Genomic DNA, 24,224 nt, shown 5'->3' with positions numbered 1-24,224 from the left:
CGCCACGCCTACTCCGCCAACCGCCCCAAAAACGCGGTGCGCCAGGCCGTTACATCGTGGCGTTCCAGCACGTCCATCATGCGTCGCCAGCGTGCGCGGCGTTCCTGCAATGGCATCGTCAGTGCCCGCTGTAGCGCTTCGGCGACCTCCTCCGTATCCGCCGGATTCACCAGCAGCGCGTCGGTCAGTTCCTGCGCAGCGCCGGCAAAGCGCGATAGCACCAGCACGCCCGGATCGTCGGGGTCCTGGCTTGCCACGTACTCCTTCGCCACCAGGTTCATGCCATCGCGCAGCGGCGTCACCAGACCGACGCGGGCTGTCCGGTAGTAACCGCTAAGCAGGGTGTGCGGGAACGAGCTGTTGACGTAACGGATCGGCACCCAGTCGGGCGCGGCATACATGCCGTTGATGTGGCCGGCGCTGCGCTCCAGCTCGCGGCGGATCTGGCGATACTCCGGCACGCCACCTCGCGATGGCGGGGCAATTTGCAGAAAGCTCACCTTGCGATGCAGTTCCGGCGCGCGCTCCAGCAGGCGCGCATAGGCCTGGAAGCGCTCCGCCAGTCCCTTGGAGTAGTCCAGGCGATCGACCCCAATAATCAAGGCGCGGCCTTCGAGGCTCGTGCGCAGCTGGCCGATCTCCTCGTGTTCATCGGCATGGCTTGCATCGTCGGCGACCTGCCGCGTGTCGATCCCGATGGGAAATACCGCCGCGCGGAAGATGCGGCCCGCGTGGGTGCGCAGCCTTCCATCACGTCGCATCGTGGCGTCGATCTCGTACAGGAAATATTCCTCCAGCGCGCGCCGGTCGCGCGCCGTATGCAAGCCGACCAGGTCATAACTGGCCAGCGTCTCCAGCAGTTCGCGATGGTGTGGCAGGGTGATCAGCAGGCTCGCCGCCGGTAACGGCGTGTGCAGGAAGAAGCCAATGCGGTTGCGCACGCCACGTTCGCGCAGCATGGCCGCCAGCGGAATCAGGTGAAAGTCGTTGACCCAGACAAGGTCGTGCGGCCCGATCAGCGACATGAGGTGATCGGCAAACACGCTGTTGACGCGCAAATAGCCGGCCAGATGGCGGCGGCTGTAGTCCACCAGATCGGGGCGATAGTGCAGCAGCGGCCACAGCGTACGATTGGCGAAGCCGTCGTAGAAGTCGTCATGATCGGCACGCGAGAGATCGATGGTGGCGTACTCGACCGCGCCGTCCTTGAGTCGGTGGACCTGTTCGGCGGTTTGCCGGGCGATCTTGCCGCTCCAGCCAAACCACAGGCCGCCGCGCTCCTGCAGCGCGGCGCGCATGGCGGAGGCGAGGCCTCCGGTGGCTGTCTGTTCCGGTAGCGCGACCCGATTGGAAACCACCACCAGGCGGTTCCAATGGGCATCGCCTCCAACATTCACAATGCGTCCTCCCAGCGCCGCGACAGGCGCATGGCGGCCTGGATTAGGCCGACCATCGAATAGGTTTGCGGGAAATTGCCCCAGTGTTCGCCATTGCTGGGCGCAATGTCCTCGGACAGCAGGCCGAGCGGATTACGCTGGGCCAGCATGTGCTCGAACATCGCGCGGGCGCGTTCATGTCGACCGGTGGCGGCGAGCGCGTCGATGTACCAGAACGTGCAGATATTGAAGCTGGTCTCGGGCGCGCCGAAGTCATCGGGGGCGATATAGCGGAACAGATAGTCGCCGCGACCCAGTGCGCTGCCAATGGCATCCACGGTGGCGATAAATCGTGGGTCCTTGCCGTCGACAAAGCCGATGTCGGCCAGCAACAGCAAGCTCGCATCGAGGTGCTCGCCGTCGTAGGCGTCGACGAAATAACCGAGCTTGTCGCTCCAGCAGCGTGCTTCGATGCGCGCATGCAAGGCAATCGCCGCGCTGTGCCAGTGGCGTGCGCTCTCGTCCAGGCCGAGCTCGGTGGCGATGTGGGCGAGCCGATCGCACGCGGCCCAGCACATGGCGGCAGAGTAGGTATGAATCGCCGCCCGCCCGCGAAATTCCCACAACCCCGCATCAGGCTCCTCGGCCATGCGCAGCGCCATCTGGCCCATGCGTTCGAGCCGTCGAAAGGTGAGCTCGTCGCCGGGGTGTTCCAGGCGCCGATCGAAGAACAGCTGCGCCGACGCAACCACGACCGAGCCATAGACGTCGTTCTGCCGCTGTCGCCAGGCATCGTTGCCGACGCGCACCGGCCCCATGTTGCGATAGCCGGCGAGGCTCTCCACCTGCCGCTCGGTCAATTCGTGCTCGAAGGTGATGCCGAAGACGGGGCCGATCTCGCGGTCGCCATCCGCGGCTACCAGGTTGAATACATAGCGGATGTATTCTTCCATGCTGCGCGTGGCGCCCAGGCGGTTGAGGGCGCGCACGGTGAAGGCGGCGTCGCGCAGCCAGCAGTAGCGGTAGTCCCAGTTGCGGGCGGAGTGGGGCGACTCGGGAATCGAGGTGGTCAAGGCGGCGATAATCGCGCCAGTCGCCTCGTACTGGCACAGCTTCAAGGTGATCGCCGAGCGGATCACCGCCTCCTGCCATTCGTAAGGCACGGACAGGTTTCGCACCCATTCGCGCCAATATTCCAGCGTGCGCTCCAGCGTGTGGTGAATGAAGTCGGCGGGATTGTGGTTGAGCGTTTCGTCGGGGCCAAACACGAAGTGCGCCGGACGTTCCAGGCTGAAAGGCAGTCCACGTTCGATCATCGGTACTGCCACGTCGCTGGTCAGTCGTTGCACCACGCCGCTGAGCAGGTAGCGGATGTGATTGCTGCCCGAGGTGGTCTGCGGTGCTTGAGCGCCGTAATCGCACAGCGGCCGCAGCCATACCCGAATTCGCGGTGCACCACCGATGGGGCGCACGCGCCGGGCAATCAGTACCGGGTGGTAGAAGCGCCCGTTGGAGCGAAAGCGCGGCACGAAATCGACGATCTCCACGCCCGCGCCATCGCGGTCGTAGAGGCGCGTGACCAGCACGGCCGTATTGGGCAGATAGTGTTGTTCGGCATGCTCGAAATCCTCGAGCTGGATGGTCCAGTCGCCCCCCTCGCGCAGGGGCGACAGCAGTGCACAGAAGCTCGCGTCACCATCGAAGCGGGGCAGGCAACCCCAGACGATGCGACCGCGCTCGTCGATCAGAACGGCGACACTGCCGTTACCGATAACGCCCAGTGCCAGGCTGGAGGGGGCGTCAGGCATGTCCTCCGGAGTAGTCGGCATGAGAGAGGGCTCCATGCTTGAGTGCAATCAGCACGCGGACCAACCAGGCACGCGTGGAAGCGGGCTCCGGCAGCGAATAGTGGGCAAGACTGGGCTCGCGCCTGCCGACCCGCACACTCAAGCCGCTTTCCAGATTGACGGTGGCAAAACCGTGTTCGTCGGTGAGATCGTCGCCGACGTAGACAGGTAGTCGACCATGGAAGGGCCAATGGGCCAGCAGGTGGGCAATCGCGGTGCCCTTGTCCATGCCATGGGGTTTGAGTTCGATCACCATGCTGCCCAGCTGCATGTCGTAGCCGGCCAGGCTGGGCAACAAGGCTTCCACGCTCGCGCGCAAGGCCTGGAACTGCTCGGGTGCGCTGCGACAGTGCAGGGCCACCGCCATGCCCTTGTCCTCCAACAGCACGCCGGGTAGATCCGCGGCGATGGTGCCTGCGATCTCCCGGACCAGCGAGCGCCGTGCCGCGCCAATGTGCACACCGCGATAGCTGCCATCGGCGCCACGCAGCTCCAGCCCGTGCAAACCAGCCATGGCCCAGGGCGGGTGGCCAAATAGGTCGTCCAGGTCATCCAGGCTGCGCCCGCTGACCAGGGCGAGGGCGCCATCCAGGGTGCCGAACAGGTCGTCGAGGAGGTCGCGCAGGTCCGTGTCGACGGCTACCTGGTCCGGCCGATCGGCAAAATCCAGCAGGGTGCCATCGACGTCGAGAAACAGGGCCCAGTGCTCGCCGACGCCCGGCAAGGGGGGCGCTGGCAGAGGCAGTTGAGCGGACATGGCCGGGGAGGGTGAGGACGACATCACGAGCGCGAGCCTAGCAAGACATATGTGAAGGCTAGCTATGGATGACGGCCGCGAAAAACGAAGGCGTGAGGTGTACGTGATGACGAGGTGCTTGAATCGCGCCGCCTTGTCCGCATCTCTGCGGCAGTGGCGGCGATGCCGCCAGATCACCTTTGATGAGGGGCATGCCCATGCGGATGGACAAACTCACGTCGCGCTTCCAGCAGGCGCTGGCTGACGCGCAATCGATGGCCGTCGGTCGCGATAACAATATGCTGGAACCGGTGCACGTGATGGCCGCCTTGCTGGATCAGCAAGGTGGATCGACGGCGCCGTTGCTCACCCAGGCACAGGTCAACGTGCCTGCCTTGCGCCAGCGCATCAGCGAGCAGATCGAGCGGCTGCCGCGGGTCAGCGGGCAGGAAGGCAATGTGCACGTCGGCAACGAGCTGACGCGCCTGCTCAACCTTACCGACAAGCTCGCGCAGCAGCGCGGCGACCAGTTCATCGCCAGCGAATTGTTCGTCTTGGCGGCACTGGAAGACAAGGGCGAACTGGGTGTCGCACTCAAGGCAGCTGGCGCCAACAAGGCCAATCTCGAAGCGGCCATCGAGAAACTGCGCGGTGGCGAAAAAGTGCAAAGCGAGAATGCGGAGGAACAGCGCCAGGCGTTGGAGAAGTACTGCATCGACCTCACCGCCCGCGCCGAGAGCGGCAAGCTCGATCCGGTGATCGGTCGCGACGAGGAAATCCGCCGCACCATCCAGGTGCTGCAACGTCGTACCAAGAACAACCCGGTACTGATCGGCGAGCCCGGCGTCGGCAAGACCGCCATCGTGGAAGGCCTGGCCCAGCGCATCGTCAAGGGTGAAGTGCCGGAAGGCCTGCGTGATCGCCGCGTGCTGGCGCTCGACATGGGCGCGCTGATCGCCGGCGCCAAGTTCCGCGGCGAGTTCGAGGAGCGCCTGAAAGCCGTCTTGAATGATTTGTCCAAGAACGAAGGCCAGATCATCCTGTTCATCGATGAGCTGCACACCATGGTCGGTGCCGGCAAGGCCGAGGGCGCCATGGACGCCGGCAATATGCTCAAGCCTGCGCTGGCGCGCGGCGAGCTGCATTGCATCGGCGCGACCACGCTCGACGAATACCGCAAGTACATCGAGAAGGATGCCGCGCTGGAGCGCCGCTTCCAGAAAGTCTATGTGGGCGAGCCCAGCGTGGAGGACACCATCGCCATCCTGCGCGGCCTCAAGGAGCGCTACGCGGTGCATCACGGCGTGGAGATCACCGACCCGGCCATAGTTGCCGCGGCCACGCTATCCCATCGCTATATTGCGGATCGCCAGCTGCCGGACAAGGCCATCGACCTGATGGACGAGGCCGCTTCACGCATCCGCATGGAGATCGATTCCAAGCCCGAAGAGCTCGACCGCCTGGAGCGTCGCCTGATCCAGCTGAAGATCCAGCGCGAGATGCTGAAGAAGGAAACCGACGAGGCGTCCAAGAAGCGCCTTGCGGATCTGGATGCGGACATCCAGAAGCTGGAGCGCGAGTTCTCCGACCTCGACGAGATCTGGAGGTCCGAAAAGGCTGCGCTGCAGGGCGCGACCAAGGTGAAGGAGCAGATCGAAGCTGCCCGCGTCGAGCTGGAGGCCGCGCAGCGCCGCCAGGACTACGCCAAGATGAGCGAGATCCAGTACGGCACCTTGCCGGAGCTGGAGAAGCAGCTTGCCGCCGCGCAGGCCGCCGAAACGCAGGACTTCAAGCTGGTGAAGGATCGAGTCACGGAGGAAGAGATCGCCGAGGTGGTGTCGCGCTGGACCGGTATCCCGGTCAACAAGATGCTGGAAGGTGAGCGCGAAAAGCTGCTGCAAATGGAGTCCGCGCTGCACAAGCGCGTGGTGGGCCAGGACGAAGCCGTGCGAGCGGTATCCGACGCGATCCGTCGCGCGCGTGCCGGTTTGTCCGATCCCAATCGCCCGTATGGCTCGTTCCTGTTCCTGGGTCCTACTGGCGTGGGCAAGACCGAGTTGTGCAAGGCCTTGGCCGAGTTCATGTTCGATACGCAGGACGCGATGGTGCGCATCGACATGAGCGAGTTCATGGAGAAGCACTCCGTCAGCCGTTTGATTGGTGCGCCCCCGGGCTATGTCGGCTACGAGGAAGGTGGCTATCTGACTGAAGCCGTGCGTCGCCGTCCGTACAGCGTGATCCTGCTGGACGAAGTGGAGAAGGCGCATCCGGATGTGTTCAATATCCTGCTGCAGGTGCTCGATGATGGTCGCCTCACCGACGGCCAGGGTCGTACGGTGGATTTTCGCAATACCGTCATCGTGATGACCTCCAACCTTGGCTCGCAGATGATTCAGGAGCAAGCGGGCGACAGCGAAGCGGACTATCTGCAGATGAAGGCGAGCGTGCTGGGCGTGGTGCAGGCGCATTTCCGCCCGGAATTCATCAACCGCCTGGACGAGCTGGTGGTGTTCCGTCCGCTGCAGAAGCAGCAGATCCGCGCGATCGCCAAGATCCAGCTCACCTATCTTGAGAAGCGTCTGGCCGAGCGCCAGCTCAAGATGGAGATCGGTGACAAGGCGCTAGACCTGCTCGGTAACGTGGGTTTTGATCCCGTCTACGGCGCACGCCCGCTCAAGCGCGCGATCCAGCAGCAACTGGAGAATCCGCTGGCCCGGGAGATTCTTGAGGGTCGCTTCTCGCCCGGGGACACCATCGCGGTGGATGCCGAGGGTGGGCACCTGGTCTTCCGCAAGCAGGGCTAAGCCGCGAGACAAGGCACTCAGCTCCCGCCCCTGAGTCGTTATCCGGGGCGGAAGCTGTTGGGCCTGGCTCAGTGCGGCTCGCTGCGGCTTGCCCCACCGTTCTCCATATGTCCCGCAACACGCCGCAACCACCCATTCGCTTCCGCCACGGTGATGCTCAAGTCGTACCAGTTGGCGAAGCTGCTCAGGTCCCAGGTGTCCGTCTTGCTGCCACGCGCGGGCACGGCATAAATGCGCACGTCTTCGCTGAAGTAGCCATTGCTGACGGTAAACGTGCACGTGCCCGTACCCGCGTTGGTCATGATCAGCTGCACACGGTTGCTGTTTGGGTCGTAAGCCAGCGAAATCTCCGGCATGACCGCCGCGCTCTCGAGCTTGCCTTGCCATACCCGAAGAAAGCCGTTCGGCCCGTGTGCTTCGAGTTGATAGACACTCTGGCTACGGGTTCTCGCACTCCAGTAGTCGGCGAGGGCCTTGCCGGCTTCGACCGTATAGCGCCAAGGTCCATCATTGCGATTCGCGGCATACACCTGAAAGACGGCGCCGACCGTGCCGGTATTGATGAACTCCAGTCCGTAGTGTCCCTCCGATGGGTCGACACTGCCCTGGATGTCGATTTCGTACGGCAGCGCGCGCGCCGGTCGCGTGTTCGATGATTCGGCGACAGGCATCGACTGCGTGATGGGTGCTTTGGGCGCGGGGCGCGTTGCGCATTCGAGGTCGGCTTGAGCCGAATAACCGGTGGTCTCGGGTAGCTTCGGCCATCTCGTTTGGCTGCCGCTGAAATCGAAGGCCGAGGTAAGGTCGCCGCAGACGGCACGTCGCCACGCGCTGATATTGGGTTCGGCGACGCCGAATCGATTTTCCATGAAGCGCAACACTGAGGTGTGATCGAACACTTCCGAGCACACCCAGCCGCCCGTCGTCCAGGGCGAGACCACCATCATCGGCACGCGAAAGCCCAGGCCGATCGGTTGGCCGTTGCTGATTTCGCCGCGCGTGCTGACCGTGGACAGGCCATCGGCGGAGGAGGACGGTGGCGTGGGTGGCGGCACATGATCGAAGAAGCCCCCGTTCTCGTCGTAGTTGAGGATAAAAACCGTCTTGGCGTACACGCTGGGGTTGGCGACCAGGGCGGCAAGCAGTTGCGCGCTGAGATTTTCGCCGTAGGCCGGCTTGAAGTTTGCGTGCTCGGAGAGGTAGTCGGGTGCGATGATCCACGACACCTGGGGTAGGGTGTTGTTGGCCACGTCGTTGGCAAAGGCGGCCACCAGGTCGGGCACCGTGGCCATGCCCTGGTCGTGGAGCGGTTGGCCGGGCGATGCGTGCTTGAACGAAGCGAACCACGCCAGTGCGTTGTCGTCGAAGTTGTTGTCTTCCTGGTAGACCTTCCAGCTGATGCCGGCGGCCTGCAGGCGCTCGGCATAGGTGGTCCAGCTGAAGCCGGCGCCGGGCTCGGTGTTGTCGAGCACGGCGGGTTGCCCAACAGACAATCCATTGCTGCCCGTGAACGCGTGCAGGCGGTTGGGGTTGGTTTGCGTGAGGGTGGAGCAGAAATACTGGTCGCAGAGGGTGAAATTGTCGGCCAGCGCGTAATAGAACGGCAGATCGGTGCGGGTGAAATAGCCCATGCCGAGGCCGGCCGGGCGCGCGGTGTTCCAGGCGTCGAAGTTGCCGTTGTTCCAGATGGCGATGTCCACCGGGTAACTCATGGCCGGCGCGCTCACGCAGATGCCGCTGGTGATCGTGGTGTTCATGTGGAACGGCAGCATGTGGCCGGCCGAGTTCCCCGTGTAGGGCTGGTACCACACGTTCTGCATACCACCCGGTAGCGGTGCGGGAACGCGGTCGGCAAAGCCGCGCACGCCAGCCAGGCTGCCGTAGTAGTGATCGAAGGCGCGGTTTTCCTGCATGAAGATCACGATGTGCTGCACATCGTCGATGCTGCCGGTCACGCTAGCTGCGGGCGTGGCCAGCGCCTGGCGGATGACCGGGGGAAGGGCTGACAGGACGGCCAGTCCGCCGGCCGATGCGGCGGCCATCCTGAGGAATCTGCGTCGATTGACGTCGTCGATCTCGTCCAATGCCGCGCTCCGGGCTGGGGGCTGGCGCGGGGGATGCCAGCCGGGGATTCGCGGGCATCAATGACAACGCTTTGGTGTTTCAATCTCGCGCCAGTTTCGGGACGGTTTCTAGACAGTACCTATCCGGCCCGGCGCGCTGGCCGCACTCCAACGTTCGATCAAGCCATCCCTGGCCGATGCTGCTAAGATCGCCCGGCCTGAGGTGACCGCCAACATTGCGTTGGCGGTTGAAACGGGAATCCGGTGCGGTTGCGTGTGCTCGTTGCACGCGCCAATTCCGGAGCTGCCCCCGCAACGGTAGGCGAGTAAACGGTCAGCAACAGCCACTGTGCCTAGGCATGGGAAGGCGCTGGTCCGGAAGGCATCCGATGCCTTCGCTCGCGAGCCCGGAGACCGGCCTCGAGGTACGACCAGACAGGCGGCGGGCCATGTCATGGATGCCGTGCCTCACGCACGGCCGCCACGTCTCCTCACGCCTGTTCCTCATCTCATGCAAGACCGCACGGGCAGGCGCGGTCGAGGAGCATTGCTGTGGCATTTCAGATTTCCCAAGTCCGCCAGACGATCCTGGCGGCGGCGTTGTTGAGCGTGTTCTCGTCGGCGTTCGCGGACGAGGCGACGACCGATCTCAGCGGCGTCGTGGTCACCGCCACCCGTACCGAGCAGACCCAGGATCAGACCCTTTCGGCGATCACCGTGATCGATCGCGCCGATATCGAGCGCCTGCAGCCAGCATCGCTGGCGGATTTGCTGCGTGGCACGCCCGGCATGCAGCTGGCCAACAACGGCGGTCCCGGCAAGGCCACCAGCATATTTCTGCGCGGCACCGAGTCCGATCACGTGCTGGTGCTGGTCGATGGCATCAAGATCGGATCGGCCACCACCGGTACGGCGGCACTGCAGGACATTCCCGTCGAGCAGATCGAGCGCATCGAGATCGTGCGTGGGCCGTTCTCCAGCCTGTACGGCTCGGAGGCCATCGGTGGTGTGATCCAGATCTTTACCCGTCGCCCCGAGGGCGCCTTCGTACCCAGCTTTAGCCTCGGTGTGGGCAGCTACGGCCATCTTGCCGGTGCGGCCGGATTGGCAGGGCAGAGTGGCAATGGCTGGTACTCGCTGCAGGCCTCGCACGACCAGACCGACGGCATCAACGCCTGTCGCGTGGGTGCAGCCGAAGTCGGCGCCGCCTGTTTTGCGGACCAGCCCGACAGGGACGGATATCGCAACACCGCCGTGACCTTGCAGGGCGGCTATCGCTTCGACCAACAGTGGGATGCCGACGTCCGCCTGTTCCGCAGCGAGGGTCACAACTATTACGACGGCACCTATTCCGATTCCGACGAAAGTGCGACCCAGGTGGTGGGCGGCCGTCTGCATTACCGTCCCAGCAAGGACCTCAGCTTTACCCTGAGCGTGGGCACCAGCGGAGACTTCAGCAAGGATTACCTGCAGGGCGTCTACGTCGACCGCTTCGACACCCACCGCGACATCGGCTCCTTGCAGGCGGATATCGGTGTTGGCGCTGGCCTGCTCAGCACCGGTTTCGACTGGCAGCGTGACGAAGTGGACAGCAGCACGGCTTACGCGGTGGACAGCCGTATCGATCGCGGTGTGTTCGTGCAGTGGCAGCAGACCTTTGGGCGTCAATCGCTGCAGGCCAGCGTGCGCCGCGACGACAACAGCCAGTTCGGCGGCAAGAACACGGGCAGCGTGCTGTGGGGCTGGGACTTCACCCGCTCTTTGCGCCTGACGGCCAGCTACGGCACCGCGTTCAAGGCGCCCACGTTCAACGACTTGTATTACCCGTACTACGGCAATCCGGACCTCAAGCCGGAAAAGTCGCAGAACATCGAGCTGGGCCTGCGTGGCACGTACGGCTGGGGCTACTGGTCGCTCAATGCATTTCGCAACAAGGTCGACGACCTGATCACCTATGACGCTTCGACCGGTCTGCCAGGCAATGTGGAAGATGCACGTATTCGTGGCGTCGAAGGCGCAGTCAGCGGGCACGTCGCAGGCTGGCTGGTCACGGGTACGGCCACCTGGCTTGATCCGCGCGATGAAACGCCTGGCTACCAGCACGGCAACCTGCTGCCGCGCCGTGCCCGCCAGACAGCTCGCGTCGACCTGGACCGCAGCTTCGGTGCGTTCAGCGTGGGCGGCAGCTGGTATGTCGCAGGCCGTCGCTACGACGATCTGGCCAATCAGCATCCACTGGGCGCTTACGCCTTGACCGACCTGCGCGTGGCCTATGCGCTGGATCGCAGCTGGAAGCTGCAGTTGGCGCTCAATAACGTGTTCGCCAAGAACTATGAGACGGCCTGGTACTACAACCAGCCGGGTCGCAACACCATGCTGACCCTGCGCTACCAGCCGGCGCCATAAGCCCAAGCGCGGGGCTGGTCGGTCCAGCCCCGCGTGATTCCTACTAGACGTTTCACCGACATCCGGGAGTCACCTTATGAAGTTACCGTCGAGTTCGCGATCCATCTTGCTGTCCGGCTTGCTGGTGCTGGTCATGCTATCCACCCGCTTCAAGCATTTTGGCGATGTGATGCATCTGCCCGATGCGTCGATGGCCGTGTTTTTCATGGGCGGCCTGATGCTGCGCCGACACTGGATGTTGGCGTCGCTGGTGGCGCTTGCCGTGGGTGTGGATTGGGCGTCGATCCACTACGCAGGTGTCAGCGATTTCTGCGTGACGCCAGCCTATGCCTTCCAGCCGTTGGCCTACGCGGTGCTGTGGTATGGCGGTCGCTGGTATGCGCCGCGCCTGCACGCCAGCGCCGCGCCATTGATCGGGGCATGGGGCGTGGCCCTGCTGGCTTCGTCGCTTTCCTTCGCCATTTCCAATGGCGCCTTCTACTGGCTGGGCGGTCGTTACGCGCAGCCGCATGTTGCCGAGTACGTATCGCGGTTATGGCAGTGGGGCCCGTTGTTCGTGCGTACCACCCAGGCTTATGTCACGGTCGCCCTGGTGGCGTATGCCGGCATGGCCACGCTGATGGCGAAGCGCGCCGACCCGTCTGCGCAGCAAGCATAAACGTCCTGTCATAGATGCCAGGGCCTGATCACCTGCTTGGCCGAGGAACCGACTCATGAATGATCCATCAGGCAGTGATGCAATGACCGCCGAAGAACGCCATCGCGAACGCATGCAGCGCAAGAAGGAACTGGTGGACCGCAAGATCGCCCGCGCCACCATTGAGCGTGGGGTGCTGGTGGTGAACACCGGTAACGGCAAGGGCAAGAGTTCGTCGGGCTTCGGCATGCTGGCGCGCTCGCTTGGCCATGGCTTCCACTGCGGCGTGGTGCAGTTCATCAAGGGCAGTTTTTCGACGGGCGAGGAAGCGTTCTTCCGTCGCTTTCCCGACGAGCTCGACTACCACGTGATGGGTGAGGGTTATACCTGGGAGACCCAGGACAAGGCGCGCGATATCCAGGCCGCCGAGGCCGCGTGGCAGATCGCGGCTGGCATGCTGGCCGATGCCAGTTACGACTTCGTGCTGCTGGACGAGCTCAATATCGCCCTGGTGCAAGGCTATCTCGACGTGGCCGTGGTCTGCGCCACCCTTGCCTCGCGTCCGTCCCGGCAACACGTGGTGATCACCGGTCGCGGGGCACCGGATGCATTGGTTGAACAAGCCGATACCGTCACCGAGATGCGCGTGGTGAAGCATGCGTTCCAGGCCGGCATCCGGGCCCAGCAAGGCATCGAGCTATAGGTGATGGCGATGCAACCCAAGACCCATCATTGCCCGGCACTGCTGGTCTCGGCACCCGCATCGGGGCAGGGCAAGACCTCGGTGACGGCTGCGCTGGCGCGTTGGCATGCGCGCGCTGGCAAGCGCGTGCGTGTGTTCAAGACGGGGCCGGATTTTCTCGATCCGATGGTGCTCGAGCGAGCCAGTGGAGCGCCGGTGTACCAGCTCGACCTATGGATGGGTGGCGAGGAGGATGTTCGTGCGCGCTTGTACGAGGCTGCCGGGGAAGCTGACCTGATCCTGGTCGAAGGCGTGATGGGTCTGTTCGACGGGAGTTTGTCCAGCGCCGATCTCGCACAGAAGCTTGGCTTGCCCGTGTTGGCCGTGATCGATGGCTCGGCGATGGCACAGACCTTCGGTGCGGTGGCGACGGGTTTGGCGCGCTATCGCGAGGGGCTTCAGGTGCATGGTGTGGCCGCCAATCGCATTGGCAGCGCGTATCACGCGCAGCTATTGGCCGGCAGCCTGCCGCCTGATTTGCACTGGCTCGGCGCGTTGCCAAGGGACGGGTCGCTCGCCTTGCCGGAGCGGCATCTCGGCCTGGTATCGGCGGGCGAGCTTTCTGATATCGATGCGCGGCTGGACGCGCTGGCGGATGCGTGGGCCGCGCACGCATCGTCCGAGCTGCCTGCTCCGGTGGCCTTCCAGCCAAGCGCGACTTCGCCGATATCGGCCTGGTTAAAGGGACGGCGGATTGCGGTCGCACGCGACCAGGCTTTCTGCTTCATCTATCCCGCGAATCTTGATGTATTGCGTGCGGCCGGCGCACAACTCCTTTACTTCTCGCCGGTCGCGGGCGAGTCGCTGCCCCCGTGCGATGCGGTGTGGCTGCCGGGCGGCTATCCGGAGCTGCACTTGTCAGCGCTATCGCGCAACGACCTGTTGCGACGGGCGCTGCATGCGCATGTCGAGGCCGGCAAGCCCTTGCTTGCCGAGTGTGGCGGCATGCTCTATGCGCTCGATGTCTTGACCGACCTCGCGGGTGAAAGCTTCGCCATGGCAGGTCTGCTGCCGGGACGGGCCGCGATGCAGGCGCGCCTGGGAGGTCTCGGCATGCAGTCCGTCGCGTTGCCGGAAGGCACGCTGCGCGGACACACGTTCCACTACGCCCACGCGGAAATCGAGGCGGAGCCGTTGGCGATCGCGCTCAATCCCGACAAAGGACCCAGCAGCGAAGGCGTCTACCGCCGCGCGCGCATGACCGCGAGCTTTATGCATGCGTACTTCTCCTCGAACCCGGAGGCTGCCACGAAGCTGTTCCTGCCATGACGACCGCGCTGGCGATGCTGGCGGCGATCCTGCTCGACGCCTGGCTGGGTGAGCCAAGGCGTGCGCATCCATTGATAGGCTTCGGCCGGTTTGCGGGCGGCATCGAAGCGCGCCTGTATCGCGACCGGCACCTGGCCGGCCTTCTGGCCTGGAGCATGGCGGTCTTGCCCTTGGTGGCACTCACATGGCTGGCGGTAGAGATGCTTGGCGCGGCGACCCTGTCGTTCGTATTCGATGTGCTCGTGCTCTATTTGGCCATCGGGCTGCGCAGCCTGGGCGAGCATGCGCGGCCGGTGGCGCGTGCGCTGCATGATGGCGACATCGTCAAGGCGCGTACCGCGGTGGGTCGCATGGTCAGTCGCGATACGCACATGCTCGACGAAACGCAGGTTGCGGCGGCGGCCACCGAGTCGCTACTGGAGAACGGCAACGATGCCGTCTTCGGCGCGCTGTTCTGGTTTGTCCTGTTCGGTGCGCCAGGGGTCGTGTTGTACCGGTTGGCCAATACCTTGGACGCCATGTGGGGATACCGCACGGCGCGCTACGGGCGCTTCGGTTGGGCGGCGGCACGCCTCGATGACGCACTCAACTATGTTCCGGCGCGACTTACTGCGGTCACCTATGCGCTGCTCGGCAACGCAACGCGCGCGTGGCGCTGCTGGCGAGCGCAAGCGCCAACATGGGACAGCCCCAATGCCGGTCCCGTGATGGCCGCAGGCGCCGGCGCACTGGATGTGCAGCTCGGTGGTGCGGCTCCCTATGACGGCGTGTGGAAGTCGCGTCCGGATTTGGGTGAAGGCAGGCCGGCAGACGCGGGCTCGATCGCGCGCGCGCTCCGCCTGGTGCGTCGTGGCGTGGTGCTCTGGCTCATGGTCGTCATGTTGCTCGCGCTGCTGCGTCAGGGAGTGATGCATGCTTGAGCATGGTGGACGCTTGCACCAGGCCGCCCGCCGCTATGGCATCGCGGTCGGCGACTGGCTCGATCTCTCCACGGGTGTCAGTCCGTTCGCGTGGCCGCTGCCGGACATTCCGGCCGTGGCGTGGCATCGCCTCCCCGAGGATGACGATGGTCTGATCGAGCTGGCGCAGGACTACTATGGCGCGCCCCAGTTGTTGCCGGTTGCCGGTTCGCAGGCTGCGATCCAGGCCTTGCCGATGTTGCGCGGGCGCTCCCGCGTGGGCGTCATCGCGCCCGGCTACGGCGAACACGCACATGCGTGGCGCAGGGCAGGGCACGAAGTGACCTGCATGTCGGCGTCGTTGCTTTTCGAGCGCATCGAGGATGTCGACGTGATCGTGCTGATCCACCCCAATAACCCGGGCGGCGAGCGCTTCGAGCGCGAGGCGCTGCTGGCTTGCCACGCGCGGCTTAGTGGGCGAGGTGGTTGGCTGATTGTCGATGAGGCGTTTATTGACGCCTCGCCGGACGACAGTCTTTGCCCCTTTGCCACACGTGACGGTCTGGTCGTGCTGCGCTCGGTAGGGAAGTTCTTTGGGCTGGCCGGTGCTCGCGCGGGCTTTGTCTGCGCGTCCAAGCCGCTACTGGATGCGCTTCGTAACTATCTAGGTCCGTGGCCATTGAGCGGACCGACTCGCCACGTGCTCAAGCTGGCGCTGACCGATCGCGACTGGCAAACGCAGGCGCGTGGATGGCTGCAGGACAGCAGCGCGCGGCTCGCCGAGGTGTTGAACAGGCACGGGATCACACCGACGGCAGGGTGCGCGTTCTTTCACTGGTGGCGCGATGAGCTGGCCGTGCACCTGCATCGCGCGCTGGCCGAGCGCGGCATTCTCACGCGGCTGTTCGACGCGCCACCTAGTCTGCGTTTTGGATTGCCTGCCGATGAGCTTGGCTTACGTCGCCTGGACGATGCATTGGCAAGCATCCGTTTGATGGAGGTTACACGATGAGCGCCAGCGTATTGATGGTGCAGGGATGCACGTCCGATGCAGGTAAGAGCACCTTGGTGGTGGCGCTATGTCGTTGGCTACACCGGCGCGGCGTCGCGGTGGCGCCATTCAAGCCGCAGAACATGGCCTTGAATTCCGCCGTGACCGTCGATGGTGGCGAGATCGGCCGTGCCCAGGCCGTACAGGCGCAGGCGGCTGGGGTGGCGCCGCATACCGACTTCAATCCGATCCTGCTCAAACCGAATAGCGACGTGGGGGCGCAGGTCATCGTGCACGGTCACGCCATTGCCCATATGGATGCGCGTGTCTATCACGACTACAAGCGCATCGCGATGCAGGCGGTGCTCGCGTCGCACGCAAGGCTGGTAGCGCAGTACGACGCGGTGATCGTAGAAGGAGCGGGCAGCCCCGCCGAGATCAATCTGCGCGACCGGGATATCGCCAACATGGGCTATGCCGAAGCGGTTGATTGTCCGGTATTGCTGATTGCCGACATCGATCGCGGCGGCGTGTTTGCGCATCTCGTCGGTACGCTCGCCCTGCTGTCCGAGACCGAGCGCGCGCGCGTTGCCGGATTCATCATCAATCGCTTTCGCGGTGACCCGGCGTTATTGCAATCGGGCCTGGACTGGCTGGAGCGCGAAACCGGCAAGCCGGTACTCGGCGTGCTGCCTTATCTGCATGGCCTGCAACTCGAAGCGGAAGACGCCTTGCCGCGCGATCGGGCCTACAAGCCTGACGCGCGCCTGCGCGTAATCGTGCCGGCGTTGCCGCGCATCAGTAATCACACGGATCTCGATGCCTTGCGCGCGCACCCCGAAGTGGACGTGCTGTTCGTCGGTCCTGGCGAGCTGCCGCCCGCCTGTGACCTGATCGTGCTGCCCGGTTCCAAGTCGACCCGTGCGGATCTCGCCTGGTTGCGCGCGAACGGCTGGCAGGAGGCGATCGAGCGGCATCTTCGTTATGGCGGCAAGCTGATCGGTATCTGCGGCGGCTTCCAGATGCTGGGCCGCTTCGTGCATGATCCACATGGCATCGAGAGCGAGCCGGGCTCGAGCGTTGGACTAGGCTGGCTGGACATGGAAACGACCCTGAAGGAACGCAAGAAATTGCGTCGCGTGGCTGGGGTGCTGGTCCCGGGAGAGGTAAGCGTGAGCGGCTACGAGATCCATTGCGGCGTCAGCCATGGCGCAGCGCTGGCAACGCCTTCGAGCGTGCTCGATGGTGGCGTGCCTGACGGCGCCTTGTCGTCCGATGGCAGGATCTTGGGTAGCTATCTGCACGGCTTGTTCGACGAGCCACCCGCTCTCGCTGCCCTGCTGACATGGTCTGGCTTGCGCGACCCATCGTCCATCGACATGCATGCCCTGCGCGAAGCCAGCATCGAGCGGCTGGCCGATGCCGTTGAAACGCATCTCGACACCACGACGCTGCTGCGCTTGCTGAAGATCGGCGCCACGGGGGATGCATGCGCACTCTGATTCTGGGCGGTGCCCGCTCGGGCAAGAGCGCCTTGGCCGAACGGCTCGCCGTCTCGTCCGGTCATGCCGTGGTCTATATCGCCACCGCGCAGGCCCATGACGCCGAAATGGCGGCGCGTATCGCGCATCACCGGGCGCAGCGCCCGGCGCACTGGCTGAGCGTGGAAGAGCCGCTGGCACTGGCCGACGTCTTGCGTGCGCAGGTTCGGCCAGGGCGCTGCGTCCTGGTCGACTGCCTCACGCTGTGGTTGAGCAATCTGCTTGGCGATGCCGATGCCTCGCGTTTCGAGCGCGAGCGCGCGGCCCTACTCGATATTTTCCCCTCGTTGACCGGCCAGGTCTTGCTGGTGAGCAACGAGGTAGGTCTTGGCGTGGTGCCACTGGGTGAACTTACGCGCCGCTTCGTCGACGAAGCGGGCCGATTGCATCAGGCGCTCGCGAGTCAATGCGAGCGTGTGCTGTTCGTTGCGGCCGGCATACCGCTGGCCCTCAAAGGAAGTCTTGCATGAGCCTCGATTGGCTGTTCGTGCCCTGTCAGAACGTTGATACGAAAAGTGAGCAACTCGCGCGCGAGCATCAGGCCCAATTGACCAAGCCGCCCGGTTCGCTGGGTACGCTGGAGAGCTTGGCTATTCGACTGGCGGGGCTTCAACACACGGCGCGTCCGGCCGTGCAGCAAGTGTGGATCAGCGTGTTCGCAGGTGATCATGGCGTCGCGGCCGAAGGTGTGTCGGCCTTCCCGCAGGTGGTGACTGGCGAGATGGTGCGGAACTTTGCGCACGGCGGTGCCGCCATCAGCGTGCTCGCGCGCTCGCTCGGCGCCATGCTCGAAGTGGTGAACCTGGGCACGGTGAACGATCCGGGTGAATTGCCCCAGGTGCGTCGCGCGATCATCGCGCCGCAGACGCAGAACTTCTGCGAGCGGCCGGCCATGACCAAGGCGCAGCTCGACATGGCGCTGCGCGCCGGTGCCGAAAGTGTTGCTGCGGCGCGCGACGCCGGCGCGCAGCTTTTCATCGGCGGTGAAATGGGTATCGCCAATACCACCTCGGCGGCGGCGCTGGCTTGCGCCTTGCTCGGTGAATTGCCGAGCCGGTTGGCGGGGGCGGGCACGGGGCTGGATGCGGCCGGTATCGACCATAAGGCCGCGGTGATTGCGCGCGCCCTGGCCCGTTTTGAGCCCGATGATGACGCGCTGACGTGGCTGGGAAGGGTAGGCGGTTTCGAGATCGCGGCGCTGACCGGCGCCTATATCGCATCGGCCCAGCGAGGCCTGCCGGTGTTGGTCGATGGTTTCATCACGACGGTGGCGGCGCTCGCGGCGACCCGCATCAATCCCGCTTGTCGCCCATGGATGTTCTTTGGCCATCGGTCGAGGGAGCGCGGGCATGCGCAGGTGCTCGCCGCGCTGAATGCCGATCCGCTGCTTGATCTTGGTTTGCGCCTGGGCGAAGCCAGCGGTGCAGCGACCGCCGTGCCACTCATGCGCCTGGCCTGTGAGCTGCATTCGCGCATGGCCACGTTCGCCCAGGCAGGGGTAAGTGGCGCATGAGCGGCAAGCACATCGGCATCGATTTGCTGCGCCATGGCGACACCGGCCAGCGAAGCTATCGGGGACAGCTGGACGATGCCCTCAGCGCGCTGGGCTGGAGCCAGATGCGTGCGGCGATCTTCGGGCGCAGCTGGGACGCGGTGGTTAGTTCGCCGTTGCGACGATGCGCAGAGTTCGCCCACGACCTGGCGACCGCGCGGCATGTGCCGCTCAGGGTGGATGAGCGACTGGCCGAATACCACTTCGGCGAATGGCAAGGTGTACCCATCGAGGTCCTGGCCAGCGAACAGGGCGATGCGCTGGCGCGATTCTGGGCCGATCCGGTGAACTGTCCGCCGCCGGGCGGTGAGCGCTTCGCGGCCTTTCATCAGCGTTTGTGCGCAGCGTTGAATGACGTCGCCGTCGAGGCCGAGTCCCGCCGCGTGCTGGTGGTGACGCATGGCGGCGTGATCCGCCTGCTTCGTTGCGAGGTGGAAGGGCGTGACTTCGGGGAGATGGCGAATATCGACGTGCCGCACGCCTCGGTGCATCCACTGGACTGGGTGGCGCCAGCGACCGGCTTAGCCAAAGCCTGATGCGCGGCCTGCTTGTCGCCATCGGCTTCCTCACCCGCCTGCCGGTACCGGCGAAGGTATTCGATGGCGCTTCGGTGTCCTCGTCCTCGTTGCCCTGGTATCCGGCGGTGGGCCTGTTGATAGGCGGACTGCTGTGGGTGCTTTCCTGGCTCTTGGCCGCGGTGCCGCCGTTGCTGGCTGCCGCCGTACTCTTGCTGGTCTGGGTCGGTTTGACGGGCGCCCTGCATCTGGACGGCCTGGCCGACAGCGCCGATGCCTGGGTGGGTGGACTTGGCGACCGTGAGCGCACCTTGGCCATCATGAAAGACCCGCGCTCCGGCCCCATGGGCGTGGCGGCGCTGGTGCTGGTGTTGCTGCTGAAGTTCGCCGCGCTGGCCAGTCTTGCGCCGCATGGCGCGGCGCTATGGCTGGCGCCGCTGCTCGGACGGGCCGCGTTGACGGCGGCGTTCATGGTGATGCCGTACGTACGCAGCGGCGGACTGGGTAGTGCGCTGGCGGGCGCTTCCCGCGGGGCGAGCGTGGCTGCCCTGGGGGTGACCGGCTTGCTCAGCCTTTGCGATGGCTGGCATGGCCTGCGCGCCCTGGTCGTGGCGCTGGCGGTGTTTGCCTGCTGGCGCTTGGCCTGCATGCGGCGGTTGGGCGGCATGACCGGCGACACCTGCGGCGCACTGACCGAACTGACCGAAGCCGCGGTGCTGCTGGCGCTGGCCCTGGATGCCTGAGCACCCTTCGGCCTGGCGTTTGGACGTCCAGCAGGGACATCGATGACGCAGGTTCATCGTCTGGACGACGCCGGGACGTTGAATTTGCGCTGCCTGCCTCGATAATGGATGGTTGCCAGCGTTCGCGTTGGCCGATCCCGGAGTTTCCATGCCTATCTATGAATTCGAATGCAGCGGCTGCGGCCATCGTTTCGACCGCCTGCAGAAGTTGTCCGATCCCGACCCCAGCGTCTGCCCCGCCTGCGACGTGGCCGAGGTGAAGCGTCGCTTGAGCGCGCCGAGCTTTCGCCTGGCCGGTAGCGGCTGGTACGAAACCGATTTCAAGAAAGACGGCGACAAAAAGCGCAACCTGGCCGGCGACAGCGAGGCCCCCAAGCCAGCCGCAGTGGCAGCGGCACCAGCACCAGCACCCGCACCAGCACCGGCGCCGAGCAGCGGCAGCGACAGCTGATCGGGGCCGGATCTGAACGCCGCATGGCCGTGAGGCAAGTTTCTGCGCGTCCATCGCAAGTTATTCAAATCCGGTTGAGCATGCGCCCGCTAGCGTGACGCCCCACCACACAGGAGCGTTATCGATGCAGCGGATTCGAGCAGGTTGGATGGGGGTACTGGTCGGCGTGGCAGCGGGTGCGCTGTGGAGCGCCGCGCCAGCGGTGCACGCCCAGGAGCGTGAGGCGGTTCGCTGTGGCAGTGACGACGGCCGTTTTTCCCGCTGCCAGGTGCCCTGGCGCGACGCCGATCTCGTGCGCCAGGAATCGAACAGCCCCTGTATCCGTGGGCAGAGCTGGGGCGTGGATCGCGACGGCCTGTGGGTCGATCGCGGTTGCCGCGGTCAGTTCGTCGAAATGGGCCGTGGCGGCGGTTGGCGGGGTGACGGCCGGCACGACGATGACCGTGATGATGACCGCGACGCTGACCGGGAAGACGGTGGCGGTTGGCATCCGGGTCCCGATTGGGATCGCGAAATCCGCTTCCAGTGCGAAAGCAACGACAAGCAGCAGCAGTTTTGCCAGGTCGATGTCGGTCGCCACGGCCGCGTCCATCTGCTGCAGCAGCTTTCGGGTACCCCATGCGAAGAAGGCTACAGCTGGGGCTGGAACCGGGCCGGCGTATGGGTAACCCGCGGCTGCCGTGGCCTGTTCTCGGTGGATCGTCGCTGGTAAGCCGGCCGTGGCCGGGTGCTGCGCGCAGGCTTAAGGCAACGCTGAATAAGTATCGCCGTCGCCATGATGTCTGGAAGGCTCGCAGGGTGTGTCGTGCGGCGCCGGGAAGACTGGCCGTCTTGCCAAGCCGTGCGGCGCAGCCTGTGGGCCTTCCAGACATCACCCAAACACTTGAAATCCCATCGGTTGGGCCGGCCCTGTCTGCCCGCATCTCGTCGGGGCGCCGACTCGACAGACAGCCAGTCTGCCGTCGCCGCCGCCCCTGTGATCTGCGCGCAGACAGGGCCGGTGGCGACGGCGATACTTATTCAGCGTTGCCTTAAGTCGCGCAGCACCGTCCGTCCCATGCCGCTCCGGTGTTAACATTCCGGGTCTTTTCCACGCATTACGCCGCCCTGCGGCCCGGAGCTCCAAGCGCATGCGCACGCACTATTGCGGCCTCATCGACGAGGCATTGATCGGTCAGACTGTCACCCTGTGCGGCTGGGTCAACACCCTGCGCCTGCAGAGCCACGTCGCCTTCGTCGACCTGCGTGATCACGAAGGCATCGCCCAGGTGGTGGTGGAGCGCGACAATGCGGCCGCCTTCGCCGTGGCTGGCGAGATCGGCAATGAGTACTGCCTGCGCGTCACCGGCACCATCCGCAAGCGCCTGTCGGTGAACGACAAGCTGCGCACGGGCACGGTGGAACTGCTCGCCGATACGGTGGAGATTCTCAACGCCGCGAAGGACTTGCCGTTCGCGATGCATGAGAACCCCAACGAGGACATGCGGATGACCTACCGCTACCTCGACCTGCGCCGTCCGGAGATGCAGCGCATGATGCGCACCCGCATCAAGCTGGTGCAGACCTTGCGCCGTTATCTCGACGCACGCGGATTCCAGGATATCGAGACGCCGATCCTGACCAAGGCCACGCCGGAAGGCGCGCGCGACTACCTGGTGCCCAGCCGCGTGCATCCGGGCCAGTTCTACGCGCTGCCGCAGTCGCCGCAGCTGTTCAAGCAGATCCTGATGATGGCCGGTTTCGATCGCTACTATCAGATCGCCCGTTGCTTCCGCGACGAAGATCTGCGCGCCGATCGCCAGCCTGAATTCACCCAGCTCGACCTTGAGTTCGCCTTCGTCGAAGAAAAGGACGTGCAGGACTTCGTGGAGGAGCTGATCCGCCATGTGTTCAAGGAAGTGCAGGGTGTCGAGCTCGATGCCACGTTCCCGCGCATGACCTGGGCCGAGGCGATGCGTCGCTTTGGTTCGGACAAGCCCGACCTGCGCATCGCGCTGGAACTGGTCGACATCGCCGACGCCGTCAAGCACGTCGAGTTCAAGGTCTTCGCCGAACCGGCCAACGCTGCCAACGGCCGTGTGGCTGCATTGCGCGTGCCCGGCGGCGCCAGCCTGACCCGCAAGGAAATCGACCTGCTCACCGAATACGTGGCCAAGTACGGCGCCAAGGGACTGGCCTGGTTGCGGGTGGACGATCTGTCCAAGGGCCGCGAGGGCATCAATTCGCCGGTGGCCAAGTTCCTTGACGATGCCGCACTCGATGGCCTGCTCAAGCTTACCGGCGCGCAGACAGGCGACATGCTGTTCTTCGGTGCGGGCAGCTGGAAGGCGGTGACCGACTTCATGGGCGCACTGCGCCTGAAGGTCGGCAAGGATCGCGGCCTGGTCGAAAACAGCTGGAAGCCGCTGTGGGTCACCGATTTCCCGATGTTCGAGTATGACGAGGAAGACCAGCGCTTCGTCGCCCTACACCATCCGTTCACTGCGCCGAAGGTGGATGACGTGGCGGACCTGCGTGCCAATGCGGCGATCGCGGTGAGCCGCGGCTACGACATGGTGGTCAATGGCAACGAGATCGGTGGTGGCTCGATCCGTATCCATCGTCCGGAGATGCAGAGCACGGTGTTCGATCTGCTCGGCATCGGTCCGGAAGAGGCCGAGCTCAAGTTCGGCTTCCTGTTGAAGGCGCTGAAGTTCGGCGCGCCGCCGCATGGGGGGCTGGCCTTTGGCATCGACCGTATTGCGGCGCTGATGGCGGGCACCGAGTCGATCCGCGACGTGATCGCCTTCCCCAAGACCACCAGCGCGCAGGATCTGATGACCGACGCACCGTCGACGGTGTCGGAGCCGCAACTGAAGGAGCTTCACGTGCGCATTGCCGCGGCGGACAAGCTTCACGGCTGAGGTCTGATGCGCCGGGTCGACAGATTGATTACAGGCAGGTTTGCTTCGCTGGGGCAATCCTGCCTATGGTTCCATTCACGACTCCCATTCCGCGGTCCCTGAATGTCTGATCATGTGATCCTGCTGCACGGCCTGTGGATGCGCGGTTTTGCGCTTGCCATGCTGCACCGGCGCATGATGGAGGCGGGCTTTCGCGTGCACCGCTTCGACTACATGAGCGTGGCGACCACCCAGCAGCGCATCCTCAGTCGGCTGGAAGCGCGTATCCACGAGCTGGCGCAGGACACGCCGACCGTACATCTGGTGGGTCACAGCCTTGGCGGTCTGCTGGCGCTGCGCGCCTGTGCGGAAGATGCCGGGCTGCCCCCCGGCCGGGTCGTCTGCCTGGGGTCTCCCTTGAAAGGCAGTGCCGCTGCGCGCGGCTTCGCCGGCATGGGGCGCGGTGGCGAAGCGCTGCTGGGCGGCAATCGCGAGCTGCTCGAATACGGTTTCGAGCGCTGGGAGGGTGAGCGTGAGGTCGGCGTGGTCGCCGGGCGCCTATCGCTCGGCCTGGGTGCGGTGCTGGGCCAGTTCGAGGGCGACAACGACGGTACCGTGTCGGTCGACGAGACGCATCTGCCAGGTATCGCCGACCATTGCGTGATCGAGACCAACCATACGGGCCTGCTGTTCTCGGTCGAGGCGGCACGTCAGGTGACGCAATTCCTGCAGCGCGGCCGTTTCGACCGTTCGGAACACTGAGCCGGGGC

Annotated in this window: 20 protein-coding genes and 1 riboswitch; of the genes, 16 read left to right on the top strand and 4 right to left on the bottom strand. The window is 64.8% G+C overall.

All coding sequences use genetic code 11. The features are described 5' to 3' along the window. Positions 1-8: 8 nt before the first annotated feature. From otsA to otsB, 3 genes are read right to left on the bottom strand one after another with little or no spacing between them, the layout of a single operon-like run. On the bottom strand, positions 9-1,397 hold the full coding sequence (otsA, locus tag ACT01B_RS17725) for an alpha,alpha-trehalose-phosphate synthase (UDP-forming) (protein WP_445144527.1): 1,389 nt from the start codon (positions 1,395-1,397) through the stop codon (positions 9-11). Further along, positions 1,394-3,205, bottom strand: coding sequence for a glycoside hydrolase family 15 protein (locus ACT01B_RS17720; protein WP_445144526.1), 1,812 nt, complete (start codon positions 3,203-3,205; stop codon positions 1,394-1,396). Before ACT01B_RS17720 ends, otsA begins: the two co-directional genes overlap by 4 nt. Continuing rightward, a complete protein-coding gene (gene otsB, locus ACT01B_RS17715) occupies positions 3,177-3,980 on the bottom strand; it encodes a trehalose-phosphatase (protein ID WP_445144525.1) in 804 nt (267 codons plus the stop codon). The genes ACT01B_RS17720 and otsB overlap by 29 nt, the downstream gene beginning before the upstream one ends. Positions 3,981-4,177: 197 nt before the next feature. Between otsB and clpB the strand changes: the two genes are divergently transcribed. After that, a complete protein-coding gene (gene clpB, locus ACT01B_RS17710; RefSeq protein WP_445144524.1) occupies positions 4,178-6,763 on the top strand; it encodes an ATP-dependent chaperone ClpB in 2,586 nt (861 codons plus the stop codon). A 68-nt stretch (positions 6,764-6,831) separates the two neighbouring features. Here the strand turns inward: clpB and ACT01B_RS17705 are convergent, their stop codons facing one another. Further along, the gene (locus tag ACT01B_RS17705) at positions 6,832-8,805 is read right to left on the bottom strand and encodes a phosphocholine-specific phospholipase C (RefSeq protein ID WP_445144523.1); all 1,974 of its coding nucleotides are present in this window, start codon (positions 8,803-8,805) and stop codon (positions 6,832-6,834) included. A gap of 225 nt (positions 8,806-9,030) precedes the next feature. After that, positions 9,031-9,263, top strand: a riboswitch (cobalamin riboswitch). Positions 9,264-9,378: 115 nt separating this feature from the next. On the opposite strand from ACT01B_RS17705, the gene btuB reads away from it, so the two are divergent. From btuB to ACT01B_RS17630, 15 genes are all read left to right on the top strand, one after another. Beyond that, positions 9,379-11,232, top strand: a complete 1,854-nt coding sequence (btuB, locus tag ACT01B_RS17700) for a TonB-dependent vitamin B12 receptor (RefSeq protein WP_445144522.1) — start codon at positions 9,379-9,381, stop codon at positions 11,230-11,232. Positions 11,233-11,308: 76 nt separating this feature from the next. Further along, complete coding sequence (locus ACT01B_RS17695) at positions 11,309-11,890, top strand: hypothetical protein (protein ID WP_445144521.1); 582 nt, start codon at positions 11,309-11,311, stop codon at positions 11,888-11,890. 82 nt (positions 11,891-11,972) lie between these two features. After that, complete coding sequence (gene cobO, locus ACT01B_RS17690; protein ID WP_445147521.1) at positions 11,973-12,572, top strand: cob(I)yrinic acid a,c-diamide adenosyltransferase; 600 nt, start codon at positions 11,973-11,975, stop codon at positions 12,570-12,572. Positions 12,573-12,581: 9 nt separating this feature from the next. Further along, entirely contained in the window at positions 12,582-13,880 is a 1,299-nt protein-coding gene (locus ACT01B_RS17685; RefSeq protein WP_445144520.1) for a cobyrinate a,c-diamide synthase, read from the top strand. Further along, positions 13,877-14,800, top strand: coding sequence for an adenosylcobinamide-phosphate synthase CbiB (gene cbiB, locus ACT01B_RS17680; RefSeq protein WP_445144519.1), 924 nt, complete (start codon positions 13,877-13,879; stop codon positions 14,798-14,800). Before ACT01B_RS17685 ends, cbiB begins: the two co-directional genes overlap by 4 nt. Further along, entirely contained in the window at positions 14,793-15,791 is a 999-nt protein-coding gene (gene cobD, locus ACT01B_RS17675; protein WP_445144518.1) for a threonine-phosphate decarboxylase CobD, read from the top strand. Before cbiB ends, cobD begins: the two co-directional genes overlap by 8 nt. Beyond that, the gene (locus ACT01B_RS17670; RefSeq protein WP_445144517.1) at positions 15,788-17,272 is read left to right on the top strand and encodes a cobyric acid synthase; all 1,485 of its coding nucleotides are present in this window, start codon (positions 15,788-15,790) and stop codon (positions 17,270-17,272) included. The genes cobD and ACT01B_RS17670 overlap by 4 nt, the downstream gene beginning before the upstream one ends. Beyond that, the gene (gene cobU / locus ACT01B_RS17665; RefSeq protein WP_445144516.1) at positions 17,260-17,781 is read left to right on the top strand and encodes a bifunctional adenosylcobinamide kinase/adenosylcobinamide-phosphate guanylyltransferase; all 522 of its coding nucleotides are present in this window, start codon (positions 17,260-17,262) and stop codon (positions 17,779-17,781) included. Before ACT01B_RS17670 ends, cobU begins: the two co-directional genes overlap by 13 nt. Beyond that, positions 17,778-18,824: a nicotinate-nucleotide--dimethylbenzimidazole phosphoribosyltransferase gene (gene cobT / locus ACT01B_RS17660; protein WP_445144515.1), complete on the top strand. Its 1,047-nt coding sequence runs from the start codon at positions 17,778-17,780 to the stop codon at positions 18,822-18,824. Before cobU ends, cobT begins: the two co-directional genes overlap by 4 nt. Continuing rightward, positions 18,821-19,399, top strand: coding sequence for a histidine phosphatase family protein (locus ACT01B_RS17655; RefSeq protein WP_445144514.1), 579 nt, complete (start codon positions 18,821-18,823; stop codon positions 19,397-19,399). Before cobT ends, ACT01B_RS17655 begins: the two co-directional genes overlap by 4 nt. Next, entirely contained in the window at positions 19,396-20,121 is a 726-nt protein-coding gene (locus ACT01B_RS17650; RefSeq protein WP_445147520.1) for an adenosylcobinamide-GDP ribazoletransferase, read from the top strand. Before ACT01B_RS17655 ends, ACT01B_RS17650 begins: the two co-directional genes overlap by 4 nt. Positions 20,122-20,269: 148 nt before the next feature. After that, entirely contained in the window at positions 20,270-20,572 is a 303-nt protein-coding gene (locus tag ACT01B_RS17645; RefSeq protein WP_445144513.1) for an FmdB family zinc ribbon protein, read from the top strand. 124 nt (positions 20,573-20,696) lie between these two features. After that, entirely contained in the window at positions 20,697-21,284 is a 588-nt protein-coding gene (locus ACT01B_RS17640) for a DUF3011 domain-containing protein (protein ID WP_445144512.1), read from the top strand. A gap of 418 nt (positions 21,285-21,702) precedes the next feature. Continuing rightward, positions 21,703-23,475 (top strand): aspartate--tRNA ligase, encoded by a 1,773-nt coding sequence (gene aspS, locus ACT01B_RS17635; protein WP_445144511.1) that lies wholly within the window; start codon positions 21,703-21,705, stop codon positions 23,473-23,475. Positions 23,476-23,577: 102 nt separating this feature from the next. Beyond that, entirely contained in the window at positions 23,578-24,216 is a 639-nt protein-coding gene (locus ACT01B_RS17630; protein WP_445144510.1) for an esterase/lipase family protein, read from the top strand. Positions 24,217-24,224 lie beyond the last annotated feature (8 nt).

The sequence above is a fragment of the Dyella sp. Tek66A03 genome, from assembly GCF_052567735.1.
The sequence above is the reverse complement of the archived record's forward strand: the minus strand, read 5'-3'. Positions and strand labels throughout refer to the sequence as shown.